This is a genomic window from Absicoccus sp. (assembly GCF_034090965.1).
Taxonomy (GTDB): domain Bacteria; phylum Bacillota_I; class Bacilli_A; order Erysipelotrichales; family Erysipelotrichaceae; genus Absicoccus; species Absicoccus intestinalis.
In genome coordinates this window covers 14,680-32,496 of the sequence record NZ_JAXDRQ010000048.1, presented here as the reverse complement: position 1 = coordinate 32,496, position 17,817 = coordinate 14,680, and the positions used below count along the sequence as shown (strand labels likewise).

The window sequence follows — 17,817 nt, the reverse complement described above, 5'->3', positions numbered from 1 at the left end:
TAGGATAGGTGATAAGAATGGTACACCACAAACAATCGAGATGACCAACAATCCTGGCAATGTCGAACACATTGGACTGATGGTATGCGCAATGATATTTCCCAATCCACTGGCAGAAATGATACCCAACAAAGTCGATGTGAAGGCCATGAATGGCAATACATTTCGAATGATCATGTCGATCGAATCACGACCAGCTGCAAAGAACTTGTTGACGACATGTCCTACGCCGATACCAATTCGAGTAATGATGCCTGGTTTCTTTTCGTCTTGAGCAGCGGCAATTTCGGCTTTGGCTTGGTCTTTGGTCTTTGGACCATCCTTCTTTTCTGGTTTTGTTTCGGTAACGGTTGTTTTTTCATCCGTATAAGAAAGGTTGCTTTCTTTGACATCCGATACATAGATATCTGGTGTGATATACATCGCCAATGGGCCTACGGCTCCAACCGGTTCGACATTGACGGTCATGATGCGTTTCTTTGGATAGACACCGCAACGCGCCGTACCACCACAGTTGACAACAGCGACTGCCACTTCATCATCGGGAACGGTTGTCTTAAAGCCATCCACCAATTCACAGCCTGTCATTTCAGCAATTTTTTTCGCTACAGGACTGATTTGTTGGCCCGTTACACACAATACTTTATTCTTTTTTTCATTGGGTTCGATGATCAATGGTCCACCAAATCCAGCACTACCTTTTGTGATCTTAATATTCTTATAAGCCATGATTCGTTCCCCCCCTATTTCTTAATACCTGCTAAACGGAAATAAATTTTTTCCGTTAAGATACCACGAATGAAAATAACGATCAAACCAACGATGAAATAACGAACCGCTAAATCGGAATAACTTCCAGCGACTTTCTTGACACCTTCCGCAATTCCCATGAAGACGAACAATTCACCGGCATTGGCATGTGGGAACAAACCTGTGATGGGGTGTAAAAACGAAACAGCTGAATCATAAAATGCTGGTTTATATTCTTCATCGACAAAGCGTCCAAATGAATAACACATTGGATTTCCTAAGAACATATCCGCAACCAATGGAAATAAGGTATAACGTAAAATCGCATTTCCGGTTAACTTTTTCGCAAATCTTTCTACCTTTTCATCACCGACCAATTTAATGATCGAGTTCATAAACGTAAGCAAACAAACAACTTGTGGAATGATACCAGTGACCCAACCCGTAAAGGTTTGACCACCAGCGGTAAACAGCCCAATAAAGCCCTGGGCTACACTAGCAATCGCATTCATAAATTTCTCTCCTTTTTTATTTCAAAACTTTTGGCCTTGCACTTTATGCCTGTACACGCTGACCATACAGGCGAAATCGATTGAAATCGGTTTCATGTACATATATATTGATACCATTTCACCTTTATGTAGTCAATATATTTATTTTGAAATTATGTTTAAGTTAAAAAATTCAATATTTTATTAATACATTTGTTCAGTATTATTTCATATGTTGTTTATTCGATATATATGGCATTTTTAATGTAAGCGTTATCATTTCGCAGATTCCTTTTATATCCTTGCTTTGTCTATATTTTCCATAAATAAGCTGGGTCACTGATCTATTTCTATTGATTAGATTGGACTTTTTCGAAGCATAGAATACGCTTTCACATACCATCAAAATATGAATTCTATATGTTCTTATTTTGTATACAAAATACATCCTAGCACATTTTTTCATCCTCGATATCCGCTTCTTTGCATCACACACATTCATGAATTCATTGTTGCTCGTTTTCGCCTATATCAATAAAACGAACCCCCATTTTCTGATGCAGTATGTACGGCTATATTTCATCTGATCACAAAGCTATCCTTAGAAAAGACAATCACTGCCCATATTGGTATATGGTTGTCATAAGCAACATCTCAAGAAGCTTTGGCTACTCCGATCCATGCAGCATATAAAAAGACTGTTGACTTTGTATGTTGTCAACAGTCTCAACCAATCTATGAATTATCCGAAAATTTCGTCTTGTTTTTGACGGATTTGATAGATCAATGTATTCTTATCGATTTCAACATCATCGTAAGTCAATAATTGACCTTTCTTAACGTCTTTCTTCAATACGGCGTTCTTATTGATCAATCCAAATGGAACGAATCCAGCTTCTTTTGCGTGTTCGTGTGTATCGATTGAACCATATGTAGTGTATCCACCGATACCATCCAAATGTTCTCCAGCTTTCATATCTTTCTTAGCTACTGTGATAACTTCGGATACCAATCCACCCTTTGGTACGATTACACCTTCATGATAGATAACAGCACGTCCAATTGTTAATGGAGTTTCCAAGTTACACAAGTGATAAGGACGATACAATGTCCATAATGGTCCTGGACCCATGCTATGATATTGCATTTGATAAGAGATCTCATCATTATCTGTAGATACGGTTACGAATACACCTGGGGCAATACCACGAACGTATTCAACAACACCGTGTTTATTCAAGATACCATCGTCTTCTTTCAAACGATACATATCATTCAATCCCTTAACATCACAAGCGATACCATGACCACCAATTACATCAGGAACCAATCCCGTTGCATTTGACATTGCAGTCATTTCAACCATTGTCTTAGTACCATCTTTGAATGCACATAACATTCTTGGGCTCATCTTACGACGAGTTGCTTCTTCTAATACAGTATCTGGGTTGCAAGCACGATCTAGACGGTTGTTCTTACCTTTACCAATAACTTCTACATTCAAACCAATAGCTGTTGCGAAATCATACAATTCCATAACGGCACCTGGTTCATCTCCGTTCGTACCTGTGTAAACAACACCAGCTTCTTGGGCTAATTTGTTCAAGTAAGGTCCGATAACAACGTCGGATTCAACGTTCATCATGATGATATGTTTCTTCGCTGCGATGGCATCCAAAGCAATACGAGCACCAACATCAGGAACACCAGTAACATCAACAACTACATCAATTTCAGGGGTTTTTGTAACTAATGAAGAATCATTCGTAGCTACATATTTTCCAGCTTTGATTGCTTTACTTGCTTCTTCAACATCGGTTGTTTTAACGATGTCTTCTGGTTTTACGCCACCATATTCAAATGCATGGACAGCTAAATCAATATTAATATCGGCACAAATGGCAGGACGTTCACCTTTGATCATGACCAATTCAGTGACCATTCCACGGCCCATTTGTCCGGCACCAACAACACCAACTTGGATAGGTTTTCCTTCGGCTTCTAATTGAGCCAATTTTCTGTTCATGTTATACATAACTTAACTTTTCCTCCTTTATGTATATCCACTCGACTTTTTACAATGTCATATTAATTCTAATACATTTGCTTGTCAATAGGGAATGTATACTTTTTTTCAATACTTATTCAATTGTAATTTCACCACCGACTTTTAAGTCATCCGCAGTGAATTCTGGACCTTCTAGTTCCATCATACCTGGACGATCAACTTCAGTCTTACCATTAAAAGCAACGGTGCAATGTCCTAAATCACGCAACGTATTGATGGCTTCCCATCCAACGGCCGTGACTTTGTATTTTTTTCCACAAATCGTCATGGTATCACCTGGAGCTGGATCCTCTTTTAATTCACATTTCGTATGTAAAATACTAATGTCAGCCAATTCAGGCGGTGCATCTTCATTAAACATAATAATAAAGTTACATGCTGGATTCAAAAATTCTAGGGCATCGTTCCCCCAACCGGTAATTTTAACTTGGAATTTCATTTTTTTCCTCCTTCCAAATTTTATACATAAAATGTTCGGCCAAAAACATTTTAAAACCTTAGTCCTCTTCTATCGTTTCTGGATGCTCTTCTCTTTCAAAACGCATCTCCAATGCTTCTAAAGCATTGATATAACCTCGATAGAATTTTTGTTTACGATCTGGCATTTCTCTAAATTCTAATAAATAGTCATCGATCGAACGCCCGATCATGGGCTTTCCTAATAATTCTGTAATGGGATGAAACTGTGCAAATATGGTAGAACCTGTCATTGCTTCACCACCTGTAATGATATGTTTCGAATCACAAGCGATGATGACAACATAGCTATTAAAAAACCAACCACGCTTTTGTCCCATCCCCACATTACCTAATTTGTGGACACGACTGACAGCTTTACGATAGCGGCGAATTTGTAAAAAGCCACCAATCATCTGCATGACCATCAATGCCATCGCAATCGCAAACAATAATATCAAATTTTTTGACATGTTTACTTTTCTTCCTCCATAATAGCTAATATTCGATTGACACAACTAATATCCGTAATCAGTACATTGATACGTTTTCCTCGTAAAGCACCTAAGATAGCTCTGGCTTTCTCTTCGCCAACCGCAATGGCAATTCGCGTATCAATTTGGGCTAAATTTTCTTCACTAATAGCCATGACACGGTCATTGAACTCTTTAAATGGGCCTTCATTGCCATTTTCATCAAAGAAACGAAGCATCACATCGCCTACAGCGCCCATTTCTTTATAATGTGCATACTGTTCCGGCGTTATATATCCCGAATCAACCAATGTAGAATGAGAAGCCTCCGTTGAGCCAACACCCATGATCACCGCATGCAACAAAGGAAATAAAGAAGTTACCTCCTCTACTGGTTTTTCTTTTTTCAAACCATCCATTATATCAATGTTACGGAAAATAGCGGGAGCAAAAAATTGAACAGCGCTGCCACCAAATTTTTTCGCAAAAGAATTCGCAATTTCATTCGAATGATAGTTTTGCGTCCCTAATTGTTTGATACCAACACCACCAACTACGGGCACAAACGTACAATCAACAGACTCCACCGAAATATTGACATTGGCAAGATCATACAAGGTATGTCCCATGGAGACACCAATATATTCTTGGTCCTGAAACGTTCTTGAGAAATAAGAAATTGCCTCTTCATATACTTTTTGAAGATGCTCATATCGATTGCCAATTTCCAATTCATCGACAATGACGATTTCTTTTAAATCGAAAACTGCTTCTAATTTTCGTTCTAACTCGCCATACATGACACTGTCTGGATTATCCAATTCAATGCGAACAATATTTCGTTCACGCCCCGCTTTCAACAAACGTGAAACCGTAGCACGAGAAATACCCAATTGATCACAGATCTCTACTTGAGAGAAGCCATCCTTATAATATAAGTAACAACATTTATATATCAGACGAGGATCATCTACAATTTTTTTCATGTAACCGTTTTCCTTTTACGGTTTTATATTAACACGATACTTTTTGTAGTCAATAGATTGTATATTGAACATATGTATAAATAATATTGTTAGAATTTTAACTTATACAAATGTTCAATATAGAAAAAAAGAGTGTAAGACACCTCTCACACTCAACCTCTCTAATACTTTTATTTTACCTCATTTTTTTCAACCATCCAATAAAAAAAGGCCTTGTTTTCAAACAAGACCCCTTAAACTTACGCAATGGCTTTAAAAGCCGTATCCAAAGCCGCTAAGATATCATCGATATGCTCAGTACCAATGGATAAACGAATTGTATTTGGATAAATACCCTGATCTGCTGCCTCGGCTTCTGTCAATTGCGAATGGGTTGTTGAAGCGGGATGAATAACCAAAGACTTCACATCCGCAACATTTGCCAATAAGGAGAAGATTGGCAAATTGTCGATCCATTTACGAGCTGTTTGCGCATCGCCCTTGACTTCGAATGTAAAGATCGAACCACCACCATTTGGGAAATACTTCTTATATAATTCTGGTTCTTCAATCGAAGGATGATGAACCGCTTCCACTTGTGGATGATTGTTCAAATATTCAACAACCTTTAACGCATTTTCTACATGACGCTCTACACGCAACGATAACGTTTCCAAACCTTGAATGAATGCCCACGCATTGACTGGAGAAAGTGTTGCTCCCTCATCACGTAATAGGATCGCACGGATATATGTCACAAAAGCAGCTGGTTTGGTTGCTTCATAGAAACGAATACCATGATACGAAGGATTTGGTTCAGTCAACCATGGATATGCATCGGTTTGATCCCATTCATATTTACCACTTTCAATAACGACACCACCTAAAGTAGCACCATGACCACCAATGAACTTCGTTGCACTATGGACAACGATATCGGCACCATGTTCAAATGGACGAACCAAGTAAGGTGTCGCAAAAGTATTGTCCACAACCAATGGAATATGATGTTTATGAGCAACTTCAGCCCAAGCTTCGATATCTACGATATTTCCCAATGGATTTCCTAACGTTTCGATCCACAAACCTTTGGTGTTTTCATCGATGGCTGCTTCCACTTCATCCAATTTATAAGGATCGGCAAATTTGGCGGTAATGCCATACAAAGGCAATGTATGTGCCAACAAGTTATAGGTACCACCATAAATCGTTTTAGCTGCCACGATATTTTCACCCGCTTTCGCTAAGGCTTGGATCGCATAAGTAACTGCTGCAGCACCAGATGCTGTCGCAATCGCAGCACTGCCACCCTCTAAAGCGGCAATTCGTTTTTCAAATACATCTTGCGTAGAGTTTGTCAATCGACCATAGATATTTCCGGGATCAGCCAAGCCAAAACGATCGGCTGCATGTTGCGAATTTTTAAATACATACGATGAAGTCAAATAAATAGGAACTTGACGAGAATCGGTGGCTGGATCGGCTTCTTCTTGTCCGACATGTAAAGCTAATGTTTCGAAATGATATTTTTGTTCTGACATATTGTATTTCCTCCTAGAATTTGTATTCTTTGTTTGTATGGTCATACAATACGCCCACTTTGGCTATTTGTATAATTGGTAAATATAATATTTGCGATAAATGATTTTTATATCTATTTAAAGTACCCAACCAACTCTTCTACATAGGTTTTCGCAATGGGTGATAACACACTATGTCGTTTATAAATATAACCAATCGTCATGGAACTATTGGGATTATCATCATCGGCCTCATAAGGAATCACCACATAATCATCCCCATTTAATTCTTCGGATATGATCCCACTACACAACATATATCCATTCAAGCCAATCATCAGATTCAAAGCCGTCGCTCGATCATTCAATTTGATCTGACGTGCATATTCATTTTCGGATAAAATTTCTTCTGCCAGATAAAACGCACCATCTTCTCCTTGATCAAACGATAAATACGGATAATCCTGTAACTGATTCAAACGAATGCTTTTTTCCTTAGCGAGTGGATGCTCTTTATATACATAGACATATGCATCACACGTAATAATGGGTTCAAACCCCAATCCATTTTCATCCATCAAACGCTGAATGTATTTGCGATTATAATCACTCATATACAAAATGCCAATTTCACTCTTGGAATTGCCCACATCCTTGATGACTTCCATGGTTTGACATTCTTTGATCCGAAATTCATATTTTAAAGTATCAAATTGTTTCACTGTTTCCACAAATGCCTTGACGGCAAAGGAATAATGTTGACAAGAAACGGAAAACTTATGTTTCATCGAACCTTGTGGTCCATATTTTTCTTTTAACAGTTCATATTGTTGATAAATTTGTCGTGCACTCATCAAAAAATCATTGCCCTCATCGGTCAATAGCACACCGCGATTGGTTCGCTCAAAAATCGTGATTCCCAATTCCGATTCCAATTCTTTGATAGCACTGGTCAAAGTGGGTTGAGAAATGAATAATTTCTCTGCTGCTTTATTCATCGACCCCACTTCGGCCGTAACGATCATATAATAGATTTGTTGAAGTGTCATACGGTTCCCTTTCCCTATTTTCTTGTATCGAGTATGGTTTCTGCCCAAGTTTGATAAAACGATGGTTGAAAATGCATCCCATCCTGGGCATAGATGGATTCATTTGCCAATGTATCATCGGCCACATAGATCCATTTTTGTTTTTTGCACATTTTCTTTAACGCTTGATTGATGGTTGGAATTTGTTGCCAACGCGCATCGTTTTGGGTCAACGCCTGGTTAACCGGAATGATCGCACAGATATAGATCTTTGCCTGCGGTACGATCACTTGGACCTTTTTGACTTCTTCTTGTACCTTGGCCACATATCCCCCTTCATAATTTCGTCCAAGATCATTCAATCCATATGAAATATATACCGAAGTGGGACTGATTTTTTTGATCGTTTCCAAATGGGCATCGATCTTTACGATGGAATCCCCCGTATCTGCCAATACACGACTATCTTCTAAAAAACCATAGGATTGAAAGCCCAACACGCGTGAATCGCCTAAAAAGACATAATCATGAAAGCGGGCAAAGACATTCTCATCGGTGATATTTTCTTCTTTTTCTTTGGAAAATTTTGTGGCAAGCGGTTGCGTTGGCAATTTTTCTTGTTGCTGGATATAACGAAGACCCTCTGGTTTGGCGGGATGGATGGATGAAAAGAACATCGAAAGTATCCATACCAACACCAATCCGATTCCTATATAGATTAGCCTTTTTTCCTTAAAAACCATGGACCTATTATAGCACGCGATACAAATTTTGTTGTGTCCTGATTTTCAAAATGCTACCATAAAGGATAGGAGAATACATATGAAAGTAGCATTTGTGACAGATACAGGAACAGGCATGAGCCCCGAACAATGGAAACAAGAGGGCATCTATTGCCTTCCTCTACAAATTGAATGCGATGGCATTTCCTATGATGAGTTGGAAACGATGAATTATCATCAATTTATCCAAAACCTCCATCAAAAGAAGATCATGAAAACGTCTTTGCCCAAATTAGGACATATCGAGGATTGTTTTCAAGCCATTAAAGACCAAGGATATGACACCGTTTTTTGTGTTCCCATTTGTCGTGGTCTTTCTGGTGCCATGGATGCGATGGAAATGATGGCTCGCCAAGTCGGCTTGGACTTTATCGGTATCGATTGTTATGTGACCGCGGTACTACAAGCCACTTGTATTCGCATGGCCAAACAAATGTATGATCAAGGCATCAGCATGGACATCATTGTTGCCAAATTACAAGCCATCATTGAAACAGGAGACACGATCCTGATCTTTGAAGATCTGCAACACATGCGTCGTGGCGGACGATTGACCCCAGCTGCCGCCCTACTTGGTGGCTTATTACGCATAAAACCCGTTTTGCATCTTAACATTTCCACCCAAGGAAAAGTCGATGTGATGGCCAAACCAAGAACCTTATCCAAAGCTCAAAACGAGGTGATCGAACGGTTAAAAGCACGAACGACGATCCAGGAAGATACCATCTTTTTAGCGCATGTCGATGCCCAAAAGAATGCCGAAGCCTTTGCCCAAAAGATCGAAACCGAAATCAAAGGCGTTCATGTCCATGTGATCGATCTGGTCAGTGCCGTTGGCGTCCATACTGGACTTGGCTGTTTAGCGATACAAGTATTTGATACGAAAGCTTAGAGGTGAGACCATGTATTATGAAATCGAAGGAATCGGTACGATTCCACCCATGTCTTTTGAAGAAGACCAATTGGTCACAGAACGCAAGACCTATGCTTATGACCAAATCAAAGATCTATATATCACCAATTCCACGGCTTTTAGTCCCTATGCGATTCTGAAAGTCAAATACGATGGTGGCATTGACTCCATTCCCTTTAATCGCCATCGTTTAAAAGTCGTCAAACATGCCATTAATGAATGGCGCATGCACAAAGAGCACAAAGAAACACCAACGCTGGATCCTTACCAACAAATCAAAGAACTCAAGGAACTCTTAGATATGGGTGCCATCACCCAAGAAGAATATGATCAAAAGAAAAAGGAATTGCTGCATTTATAAGCAATTCCTCTTTTTTTTAGATGACATAGAACCAAGTTTCATCTTGGGCTAGATCTTCTTTTTCAATCTTATCCTTACCCATATGTAATTCTTGGTTTTGGATCGTTACCCGTGATTCCGGTTTGATGGAGCTAGTCACAAATGCATTGGATCCAATGACAGAATCATGACCAATGACCGTTTTGCCACCCAAAACCGAAGCCCCCGAATAAATCGTAACATTATCTTCAATGGTTGGATGCCGTTTGACCCCATGCAAACGTTGACCCGCACTGGTCGATAAAGCGCCTAAGGTCACGCCTTGATAGATCTTGACGTGTTGGCCAATTTCGGTGGTCGAACCCACCACGATACCAGTCCCATGATCGATAAAGAAATACTTGCCAATCGTAGCCGCTGGATGAATATCAATACCCGTTACAGAATGGGCATATTCTGACATCATGCGAGGAATCAATGGCACATTCAATTCCCATAAAACATGGCAGATTCGATGCACCGTAGAAGCAAGGATACCTGGATAACTTAAAACAATTTCATTTTTGCTGGAAGCCGCTGGATCCCCATCAAAGGTCGCTTGAATATCCGTATCAATGAAACTACGAATCCGCGGAATTTGGGTAAAGAACTGCAACGTGATATCCTTGGCCACTTTGCGCAATTCCCCTTCATTCGCCTTTCCGTATTTTGGATCATTTTTCAATGCGATCACAATTTGTTTTTGCATATTATACATGACATCTTCAACCAAAGCAGATAAAGAATGGCGCATATTGAAGATCTTATAGACTTCATCCCGATAAAAACCAGGAAAAATGATGCGCAATAATTTATTGACAATTTCAATGACCTTCGTTTTATCCGGTTGATGAAACATGGTCATTACGTCCAATTCCCGCTTTTGATTATAGTCGTTCATGACCAGTTCAACGACTTCTTCGACTTCATTGAATTCCAATTCATCCATAAAATTCACCTCTTGTTTCTATTCTAACAAAAGACGATTCACTTGTCGTCTATAACGATTTTAGATTCGCGCAACTCCACTATCACGCGCCGCTTGAGCAACCGCTTTGGCAACCGCTGGGCCCACTTTTGGATCAAATGCTTTCGGAATGATATAATCGGCCGATAATTCTTCTTCCGGAATTAAATTGGCCAACGCTTTGGCCGCTGCCATTTTCATCTCTTCATTGATATCCGAAGCACGCACATCAAAGGCCCCACGGAATACCCCTGGAAACGCTAATACATTATTGATTTGATTTGGAAAATCACTACGACCAGTCGATACGACGGCAGCTCCCGCTGCTTTTGCCTCATCTGGGAAGATTTCTGGAGTGGGGTTGGCACACGCAAAAATGATCGCATCGGAATGCATGCTTCGCACCATATCTTGACTTAATAAGCCCGGTGCCGAAACCCCAATGAAGACATCGGCCCCTTGGATCACATCGGCTAGACTTCCCTGCTTTTTCGCTAAATTTGTGACTTGTGCCATTTCTGCTTTGATCCAATTCAAATGATCGCGGCCTTCATAAATCGCCCCATGACGATCGGTCATGATGATATCTTTAAAGCCCGCTGATAATAAAAGCTTCACAATGGAAATAGCGGCAGCCCCAGCTCCCGATGTCACCACTTTCACTTCTTCTTTTTTCTTGCCCACGACTTTTAAGGCATTGGTCAGACCCGCCAAGGTGATGATGGCTGTTCCATGTTGATCATCATGAAAAACCGGAATATCACAGACTTCTTTTAAGCGTCGTTCAATTTCAAAACAACGAGGCGCACTGATATCTTCCAAATTGATACCACCAAACGATTTGGAAATATTTTTTACCGTTTCAACAATGGTATCCACATCGTTGGAATCGACACACAAAGGAAACGCATCGACATCGGCAAATTCTTTAAATAAGACACACTTTCCTTCCATGACCGGCATGGCGGCTTCGGGGCCAATATTTCCCAATCCCAATACAGCAGATCCATCCGTAATGACCGCAGCCATGTTCCATCGACGTGTCAATGTATAACTTTTCGACAGATCCTTTTGAATTTCCAAACAAGGCTGTGCGACACCAGGTGTATAAGCAATTGAAAGATCATCCGCATTTCTTACTTTCGCACGAGAAATGACTTCGATCTTTCCTTTCCATTGTTCATGTTGTTTTAACGATTCCTTTGCGTAATCCATAATTTCCTCCCTATATCATTTTTTCTGGTTGCACCGCTGCATCAAATTCATCTTCGGTCATATATCCCAATTTGACTACAGCTTCTTTTAATGAAATGTTTTCTTTAAAGGCCAAATTTGACGTTTGCGCGGCCTTTTCATACCCAATATATGGATTCAATGCCGTCACCAACATCAAAGAATGCTTCAAATTATAGTCCATCTTCGCCGTATTGGCCTGAATACCAACCAAACAATGATCAGTAAACGACTTCATACAATCCGCCAACAAATCCACGGATTGTAAAAAATTATAGGCAATCACCGGCATAAATACATTCAATTCAAAGTTTCCTTGACTCGCAGCCATCCCTATGGTCGTATCATTGCCCATCACTTGTACTGCCACCATCGTTACCGCTTCACATTGGGTCGGATTGACTTTCCCTGGCATGATGGAAGAGCCTGGCTCATTGGCTGGAATGGTGATTTCACCTAAGCCCAACCGAGGTCCGGAAGCCATCCAACGTACATCATTGGCAATCTTCATTAAATCGGCAGCCAATGCTTTCAATGCACCATGGCTAAAGGTAATCGCATCTTTACTACTTAAGGCATGAAATTTATTGGGCTCCGTTTCAAACGAAAGACCCGTTAATTGACTAATGATCCCAGCGGCTTCTTGACCAAATTCTTTGGGTGCATTCAATCCCGTACCAACCGCCGTTCCTCCCAAAGCCAATTGGGAAAGATAAGGCAGAGTCGATTGAATGTATGCCTTGGATTGGACGATCATCATTTTCCATCCACTAATTTCTTGTCCAAACCCAATGGGAACCGCATCTTGTAGATGGGTACGTCCGCTTTTGATCACATTGCGATTGGCTTTTTCCAATTGATCCAACACTTGGATCATATGATCCATGGCTGGAAATAACTGATGGGTAATGGCTCGAACCGCCGCAATGTGTAATGCGGTGGGAAACGTATCATTGGATGATTGTGACATATTGATCGTATCATTGGGATGCAAACGTTTTTCTTGCGCAATTTGATTGCCCCGATTCGCAATCACTTCATTCATATTCATATTGGATTGCGTCCCGCTACCGGTTTGCCAGACAACCAATGGAAATTGATCATTCCATTTGCCCGCTAAAATCTCATCACAAACGGTTTGGATCAATTGGCAAGTGTCGGCATCCAATTTTCCTAATTTTTTATTGGCAATGGCGGCTCCTTTTTTCAAGATTGCAAAAGCCTCAATGATGCCTTGTGGCATCTTTTCTTGACCAATCTTGAAATTTTGTTTGCTTCGTTGCGTCTGTGCACCCCATAATGCATCGGCAGGAACTTTCATTTCCCCCATGGAATCATGTTCTATACGATACTTCGTCATGTTTAGCCTCCTTTACGTGTATCATTATACGTTAATTCTTTCCACAATGTACAAAACATCGTGATAAAACAAGCCAAACCACCGATGACATTGGATATGGGTTCGGCGATAAAGACACCCTGCACCCCTAACCAATGAGGCAAGACAAGCGTCAAAGGAATGACGATGATGGCTTTTCGCAACAAGGAAAAGAAGATCGCATAGCCTTTTCGATTTAAGGATTTAAACATGGTCTGTCCAGTATATTGAAAGACCATGAAGATGAAGGCAAAAAAGTAAAGATGCAACGCTTGGCGAGATGGCCCTTGTAAGATGGGATCATTGGAAAAAATCGAGATAAAAAACAAAGGAATCTTTTCAATCAACAACCAGATTAAACTGGCATAGACCAAAGTCAAACCAAACATGACCCAAAACGCTTGTTTGACACGTGGATACGCTTTGGATCCATAATTGAACGATAAGATGGGACTGGATCCATCCGTAATGGCCCAAATAGGAATTTCCAACATTTGACGAACACTCGAAACGATGGTCATGACCGATACATACAAATCACCACCACTCAGACTGAGCATATGATTGCATGCAATCTGTACCAGTCCATTGGTCAGCTGCATGATAAATCCAGCTAAACCTAAAGAAAGGATATCTTTTGCACGATAAAAAGCCGAAGGCTTGATCCAATGCAAAGTAATTTCAATTTGGGATTGCGTCAAGAAACGAATCACGAAAATGGCCGATAAGATCTGGGAAATCACCGTTGCGATGGCCGCACCTTCCACATTCAAACCAAAGACAAAAATAAAGAGGGGATCCAAAAGAATATTCGCGATGGCCCCAATCAATACGGTCGTCATGCCTGCTTTGGGATAACCTTGGGCATTGATAAACGCATTCATGCCGGTTGAAATCATGGAAGCAATGGTTCCAATCAAATAAATACGCATATAGGGAAGACTATAGACAAGGGTTTGTTTCGAAGCGCCAAATGCGATCAAGATGGGTTGCGCCAAAACAAACAGAACCAGAGTTAGAAAAGCACCAGTATAGACCAACATCACAAAGGAAGTATCCATGATCTTTTGGGCATGGATGGAATCTTGTTTACCGCGATCGATCGCAAATAAGGGAGCCCCACCACTGGAAAAAAGATTTGTGAAAGCCATGATGATGGTAATGATAGGAAAACAAAGGCCGACCGAACCTAAGGCCAGCGTTCCTATCTTGGGAATGCGACCAATATAGATTCGATCGACGATATTGTAAAGAAGATTCAAAACCTGAGCCACTAACATGGGCATCGCCGTTTGAAAGATATTTTTCGTGATCGATCCATGCGCAAAATCAACTTGTTTCATACACATGTATTATAACAGAAATTGGGCCAATTGAGCGATGGAATCCACAACCAGATCCGCCGCTATGAATTCATCTTTCTGACCATAGCCATAGCGGACCCCAATCGCATACACCCCATTGGCTTTGGCACCCAAAATATCCACTTGACGATCGCCAATCATTGCCACTTGACAAGGATCCACTTGCCATTGACACAATGCTTTTTCAATCAAATCAGCTTTCCCTTCTCGATGTGGCTTTTGTAGCTCCGCTTTCATATCGGGCGCATTCACCAAACCAAAATGATCCAAGATACCAAAATGAACAAGGATCTTTTCAACATAATACTTGGGCTTGCTCGAACAAATACCCAAGGTCTTGCCTTGTTGGCTCAATTGTTTAAGCAATGAATCCATGCCCGGATACATCGAACACGCCCATATACCTTTTTCCTCATAAAAAGTGCGATAGGCCTGGACCAAGGCTTTTGCGGTTGTCTCATCTACACCATATGTCTTTTGAAATTCCGTATTTAGAGGTGGCCCAACAAAGTGTTCCAAGGATTTCAGATCGGGTTCTTCGATGCCAATGGTCGATAAAGCATATTGGACCGATTGGGTAATGCCTAAAGCCGATTCAGAAATAGTACCATCCAGATCAAACAATAGATAATTCATGCTACCACCAAAACTTCACTTCAAAACCGGTTTCATTGGAAACAACGGGGATCGAATGCATATCCATATGATCGATCCGAATGGAACCAAACGATCCCAATTCCTTAAGAAATCGAGAAATCATCGAAGCCTCACCTTGAATCTCCATTTCGACCCGGCCATCCATATCGTTACGACACCATCCACTCAAATGCATCTTTTCGGCCAATTGTGAAGCTGTCCAACGAAAGCCGACACCTTGTACTTGTCCCGTAAACCAAATGTGTTTTCTTTCCATGCTTCTAGTATACCATGCGATCCTCTTTTTTAGAGGCCTCGCACGACAAAATATGGATAAATGATCCAATGAAAAAATCCTGGAATGTTCCAGGATCCTCTGCGTTTATCATGCATGAAAAGCTTGTTGGATGACATCTTTTAAGACAATGGAAGATTGTTGAAGTTCTTCTTGTTCTTTTTCATTCAATTCCATCGGAACCAATGTTTCGATGCCATCTTTTCCGACAATAGCTGGCATGCTTAAAGTAACATCGTTTAAGCCATATTCGCCATGCATCGCACTCGATACGGGCAATACGGATTTTTCATCTCGAATAATGGCTTCACAAATACGTTTGACACTCATCGCAATGCCATAGTAGGTTGCTTTTTTCTTCTCAATAATTTCATAGGCACTATTTTTTACATCTTGTGCAATTTTATACATGGACTGTTCATGGTGGAAATGACCACGCATCTCACAAAAATCATCCAATGGGACACCGGATACGCGAACACAGCTCCAAGCCGCAATTTCACTATCGCCATGTTCACCAATGATCATCGCATCGACATTGCGAGGATCCACGGCTAAGTGTTGTCCTAACATATATTGAAGACGGGCTGTATCCAAAACAGTACCCGATCCAAACACACGGTTTTCAGGTAAACCACTCATTTTTTGTGCTACATAGGTCAAGATATCCACTGGATTGGCAACAACCAAAAGAATACCTTGCACATCGCGTTTGGCAATTTCAGGTAAAATGGATTGGAAAATACCAACATTCTTTTTTACTAGATCCAATCGGGTCTCTCCGGGTTTTTGGCCTGCACCAGCAGAAATGATGATGATGGCTGCATCGACAATATCATCATACGTACCGGCATAGATTTGCATTGGTGACGCAAAGGGCAAACCATGACTGATATCTAAAGCTTCCCCTTCGGCTTTTTCTTGATTGGCATCGATCAAGACCATTTCGGAGAATAAACCACTTTGCATCAAGGCAAAACAAGAGGCGGAACCCACAAAACCGCAACCAATCATCGCAACCTTTCGAACATTGACCATGTTTATCCCTCCAATTCAACCAATAAAGCCATTTTAAATGGACCATTTGCTTGTACGGCATGTTTGCCATTCTTTTCAAAACGGAAATTTTCACCCGCATGCACTTCATATGGCTTTCCTTCATAAGTGATCGTGGCTTGACCATCTAACGCAAAGATCAAGGCATTGCCTGGAGCTGCATGTTCGGCCAATGCACAGCCATCATCAAAAGCCATGATCACAAATTTCATCTTATCGTTGGATAAAAGATCCATATTTACGATTTTCCCGGCTTGATAGGGAATCAAATCTTTCAATTGAAACACATCTACATTTTTTAATACTTCATTCATCTTCGTTTCCTCCTTGATCAATATTTCTGTATAAACCGAATCTGTCTCTGCTTCGACACCACTCAAAGTATTGGCAGCTACAAATAAACAATCCTTGTCTTGTAGCGCGTGGCCATTTATTTTTAATTTGCCGGTATCCACGATATACAACGCATCACATGGATATCTCTCCGCTGAGATCGATGTCTGTTTGGCTAAAGAAAAATGGGTGACATCGGCCATTTCTTGATGAGATATCGTGCATCCTGCAACCGGTATGTTTTCATCATACAGTTTCATAGGCTACCTCCTGATTCTTATTATAGAGAACCTAAAAAAAGACCTCGTTGTTTTTCCAACGAAGTCTAACCAAAAAAGCGTTTTATTTCAATTTCGGCCGTCTCGGGGCCATCCGATCCATGAATCAAATTATAAGTCGTAGAAGAAGCTAGATCCCCACGAATCGTACCAGCTTGGGCTTGTTCAAATTTCGTAGCTCCCATCAATTGACGAATCCCGGCAATCGCATTTTCCCCTTCCCAGATCATGGCCAAGACGGGACCTGAAGTCATATAAGCCACCGTTTCAGGAAAAAACGGTTTGTCAGCAATATGGGCATAGTGTTCTCTTAAAATTGGCTCATCCAACATCATCGTCTTGGCTTGGACCAAATGATAGCCTTTGGCTTCGATACGTCCAAGGATTTCCCCCACTAAGCCACGTTGCAGCGCATCGGGTTTCAACATCACATAGGTTCTTTCTTTTGACAT

The 17,817-nt window shown here is 40.7% G+C and carries 20 protein-coding genes; 2 read left to right on the top strand and 18 right to left on the bottom strand.

Going from position 1 to position 17,817, the window contains the following annotated elements; translation table 11 throughout:
- The 9 genes from SOS22_RS07120 to SOS22_RS07080 all read right to left on the bottom strand — a co-directional run.
- The coding region (locus tag SOS22_RS07120) for a PTS sorbitol transporter subunit IIB (RefSeq protein ID WP_320596772.1) at positions 1-729 on the bottom strand (729 nt) is incomplete at its 3' end.
- A gap of 14 nt (positions 730-743) precedes the next feature.
- A complete protein-coding gene (locus SOS22_RS07115) occupies positions 744-1,262 on the bottom strand; it encodes a PTS glucitol/sorbitol transporter subunit IIC (RefSeq protein ID WP_320326217.1) in 519 nt (172 codons plus the stop codon).
- Positions 1,263-1,983: 721 nt separating this feature from the next.
- Positions 1,984-3,276, bottom strand: coding sequence for an NAD(P)H-dependent oxidoreductase (locus tag SOS22_RS07110; protein ID WP_320326218.1), 1,293 nt, complete (start codon positions 3,274-3,276; stop codon positions 1,984-1,986).
- 106 nt (positions 3,277-3,382) lie between these two features.
- Positions 3,383-3,748, bottom strand: a complete 366-nt coding sequence (locus SOS22_RS07105) for a PTS glucitol/sorbitol transporter subunit IIA (protein ID WP_320326219.1) — start codon at positions 3,746-3,748, stop codon at positions 3,383-3,385.
- Between the two features lie 58 nt (positions 3,749-3,806).
- Entirely contained in the window at positions 3,807-4,238 is a 432-nt protein-coding gene (locus tag SOS22_RS07100; RefSeq protein WP_320326220.1) for a transcriptional regulator GutM, read from the bottom strand.
- Positions 4,239-4,240: 2 nt separating this feature from the next.
- Entirely contained in the window at positions 4,241-5,224 is a 984-nt protein-coding gene (locus SOS22_RS07095; RefSeq protein WP_320326221.1) for a sugar-binding transcriptional regulator, read from the bottom strand.
- A 239-nt stretch (positions 5,225-5,463) separates the two neighbouring features.
- Complete coding sequence (locus tag SOS22_RS07090) at positions 5,464-6,744, bottom strand: O-acetylhomoserine aminocarboxypropyltransferase/cysteine synthase family protein (protein WP_320326222.1); 1,281 nt, start codon at positions 6,742-6,744, stop codon at positions 5,464-5,466.
- A 113-nt stretch (positions 6,745-6,857) separates the two neighbouring features.
- On the bottom strand, positions 6,858-7,772 hold the full coding sequence (locus SOS22_RS07085) for a LysR family transcriptional regulator (RefSeq protein WP_320326223.1): 915 nt from the start codon (positions 7,770-7,772) through the stop codon (positions 6,858-6,860).
- A gap of 14 nt (positions 7,773-7,786) precedes the next feature.
- A complete protein-coding gene (locus SOS22_RS07080) occupies positions 7,787-8,428 on the bottom strand; it encodes a GDSL-type esterase/lipase family protein (RefSeq protein ID WP_320596771.1) in 642 nt (213 codons plus the stop codon).
- A gap of 145 nt (positions 8,429-8,573) precedes the next feature.
- Here SOS22_RS07080 and SOS22_RS07075 point away from each other — a divergent pair, with 145 nt between their 5' ends.
- Entirely contained in the window at positions 8,574-9,425 is an 852-nt protein-coding gene (locus SOS22_RS07075; RefSeq protein ID WP_320326225.1) for a DegV family protein, read from the top strand.
- Between the two features lie 10 nt (positions 9,426-9,435).
- Positions 9,436-9,807: an SHOCT domain-containing protein gene (locus SOS22_RS07070; protein WP_320326226.1), complete on the top strand. Its 372-nt coding sequence runs from the start codon at positions 9,436-9,438 to the stop codon at positions 9,805-9,807.
- A 16-nt stretch (positions 9,808-9,823) separates the two neighbouring features.
- Here the strand turns inward: SOS22_RS07070 and epsC are convergent, their stop codons facing one another.
- The 9 genes from epsC to ndk all read right to left on the bottom strand — a co-directional run bounded on the left by epsC (position 9,824) and on the right by ndk (position 17,817).
- The gene (gene epsC / locus SOS22_RS07065) at positions 9,824-10,774 is read right to left on the bottom strand and encodes a serine O-acetyltransferase EpsC (RefSeq protein WP_320596770.1); all 951 of its coding nucleotides are present in this window, start codon (positions 10,772-10,774) and stop codon (positions 9,824-9,826) included.
- A gap of 60 nt (positions 10,775-10,834) precedes the next feature.
- On the bottom strand, positions 10,835-12,010 hold the full coding sequence (locus tag SOS22_RS07060) for an NAD(P)-dependent malic enzyme (RefSeq protein ID WP_414144422.1): 1,176 nt from the start codon (positions 12,008-12,010) through the stop codon (positions 10,835-10,837).
- A gap of 7 nt (positions 12,011-12,017) precedes the next feature.
- Entirely contained in the window at positions 12,018-13,385 is a 1,368-nt protein-coding gene (gene fumC / locus SOS22_RS07055; protein ID WP_320326229.1) for a class II fumarate hydratase, read from the bottom strand.
- A 2-nt stretch (positions 13,386-13,387) separates the two neighbouring features.
- A complete protein-coding gene (locus SOS22_RS07050; protein ID WP_320326230.1) occupies positions 13,388-14,746 on the bottom strand; it encodes an MATE family efflux transporter in 1,359 nt (452 codons plus the stop codon).
- A gap of 9 nt (positions 14,747-14,755) precedes the next feature.
- A complete protein-coding gene (locus SOS22_RS07045) occupies positions 14,756-15,403 on the bottom strand; it encodes an HAD hydrolase-like protein (protein ID WP_320596768.1) in 648 nt (215 codons plus the stop codon).
- Position 15,404: 1 nt separating this feature from the next.
- Positions 15,405-15,680 (bottom strand): acylphosphatase, encoded by a 276-nt coding sequence (locus SOS22_RS07040; protein WP_320326232.1) that lies wholly within the window; start codon positions 15,678-15,680, stop codon positions 15,405-15,407.
- A 108-nt stretch (positions 15,681-15,788) separates the two neighbouring features.
- Entirely contained in the window at positions 15,789-16,736 is a 948-nt protein-coding gene (locus SOS22_RS07035; RefSeq protein ID WP_320326233.1) for an L-lactate dehydrogenase, read from the bottom strand.
- A 2-nt stretch (positions 16,737-16,738) separates the two neighbouring features.
- Positions 16,739-17,347: a cupin domain-containing protein gene (locus SOS22_RS07030; RefSeq protein WP_320326234.1), complete on the bottom strand. Its 609-nt coding sequence runs from the start codon at positions 17,345-17,347 to the stop codon at positions 16,739-16,741.
- A 65-nt stretch (positions 17,348-17,412) separates the two neighbouring features.
- Positions 17,413-17,817 (bottom strand): nucleoside-diphosphate kinase, encoded by a 405-nt coding sequence (gene ndk / locus SOS22_RS07025; protein ID WP_320326235.1) that lies wholly within the window; start codon positions 17,815-17,817, stop codon positions 17,413-17,415.

Excerpts from the sequence above, each read along its gene's own strand:
- SOS22_RS07115 (WP_320326217.1), bottom strand. The coding sequence starts at position 1,262 with ATGAATGCGATTGCTAGTGTAGCCCAGGGCTTTATTGGGCTGTTTACC.
- SOS22_RS07110 (WP_320326218.1), bottom strand. The coding sequence starts at position 3,276 with ATGTATAACATGAACAGAAAATTGGCTCAATTAGAAGCCGAAGGAAAA.
- SOS22_RS07105 (WP_320326219.1), bottom strand. The coding sequence starts at position 3,748 with ATGAAATTCCAAGTTAAAATTACCGGTTGGGGGAACGATGCCCTAGAA.
- SOS22_RS07100 (WP_320326220.1), bottom strand. The coding sequence starts at position 4,238 with ATGTCAAAAAATTTGATATTATTGTTTGCGATTGCGATGGCATTGATG.
- SOS22_RS07095 (WP_320326221.1), bottom strand. The coding sequence starts at position 5,224 with ATGAAAAAAATTGTAGATGATCCTCGTCTGATATATAAATGTTGTTAC.
- SOS22_RS07090 (WP_320326222.1), bottom strand. The coding sequence starts at position 6,744 with ATGTCAGAACAAAAATATCATTTCGAAACATTAGCTTTACATGTCGGA.
- SOS22_RS07085 (WP_320326223.1), bottom strand. The coding sequence starts at position 7,772 with ATGACACTTCAACAAATCTATTATATGATCGTTACGGCCGAAGTGGGG.
- SOS22_RS07080 (WP_320596771.1), bottom strand. The coding sequence starts at position 8,428 with ATGTTCTTTTCATCCATCCATCCCGCCAAACCAGAGGGTCTTCGTTAT.
- SOS22_RS07075 (WP_320326225.1), top strand. The coding sequence starts at position 8,574 with ATGAAAGTAGCATTTGTGACAGATACAGGAACAGGCATGAGCCCCGAA.
- SOS22_RS07070 (WP_320326226.1), top strand. The coding sequence starts at position 9,436 with ATGTATTATGAAATCGAAGGAATCGGTACGATTCCACCCATGTCTTTT.
- epsC (WP_320596770.1), bottom strand. The coding sequence starts at position 10,774 with ATGGATGAATTGGAATTCAATGAAGTCGAAGAAGTCGTTGAACTGGTC.
- fumC (WP_320326229.1), bottom strand. The coding sequence starts at position 13,385 with ATGACGAAGTATCGTATAGAACATGATTCCATGGGGGAAATGAAAGTT.
- SOS22_RS07050 (WP_320326230.1), bottom strand. The coding sequence starts at position 14,746 with ATGAAACAAGTTGATTTTGCGCATGGATCGATCACGAAAAATATCTTT.
- SOS22_RS07045 (WP_320596768.1), bottom strand. The coding sequence starts at position 15,403 with ATGAATTATCTATTGTTTGATCTGGATGGTACTATTTCTGAATCGGCT.
- SOS22_RS07040 (WP_320326232.1), bottom strand. The coding sequence starts at position 15,680 with ATGGAAAGAAAACACATTTGGTTTACGGGACAAGTACAAGGTGTCGGC.
- SOS22_RS07035 (WP_320326233.1), bottom strand. The coding sequence starts at position 16,736 with ATGGTCAATGTTCGAAAGGTTGCGATGATTGGTTGCGGTTTTGTGGGT.
- SOS22_RS07030 (WP_320326234.1), bottom strand. The coding sequence starts at position 17,347 with ATGAAACTGTATGATGAAAACATACCGGTTGCAGGATGCACGATATCT.
- ndk (WP_320326235.1), bottom strand. The coding sequence starts at position 17,817 with ATGTCAAAAGAAAGAACCTATGTGATGTTGAAACCCGATGCGCTGCAA.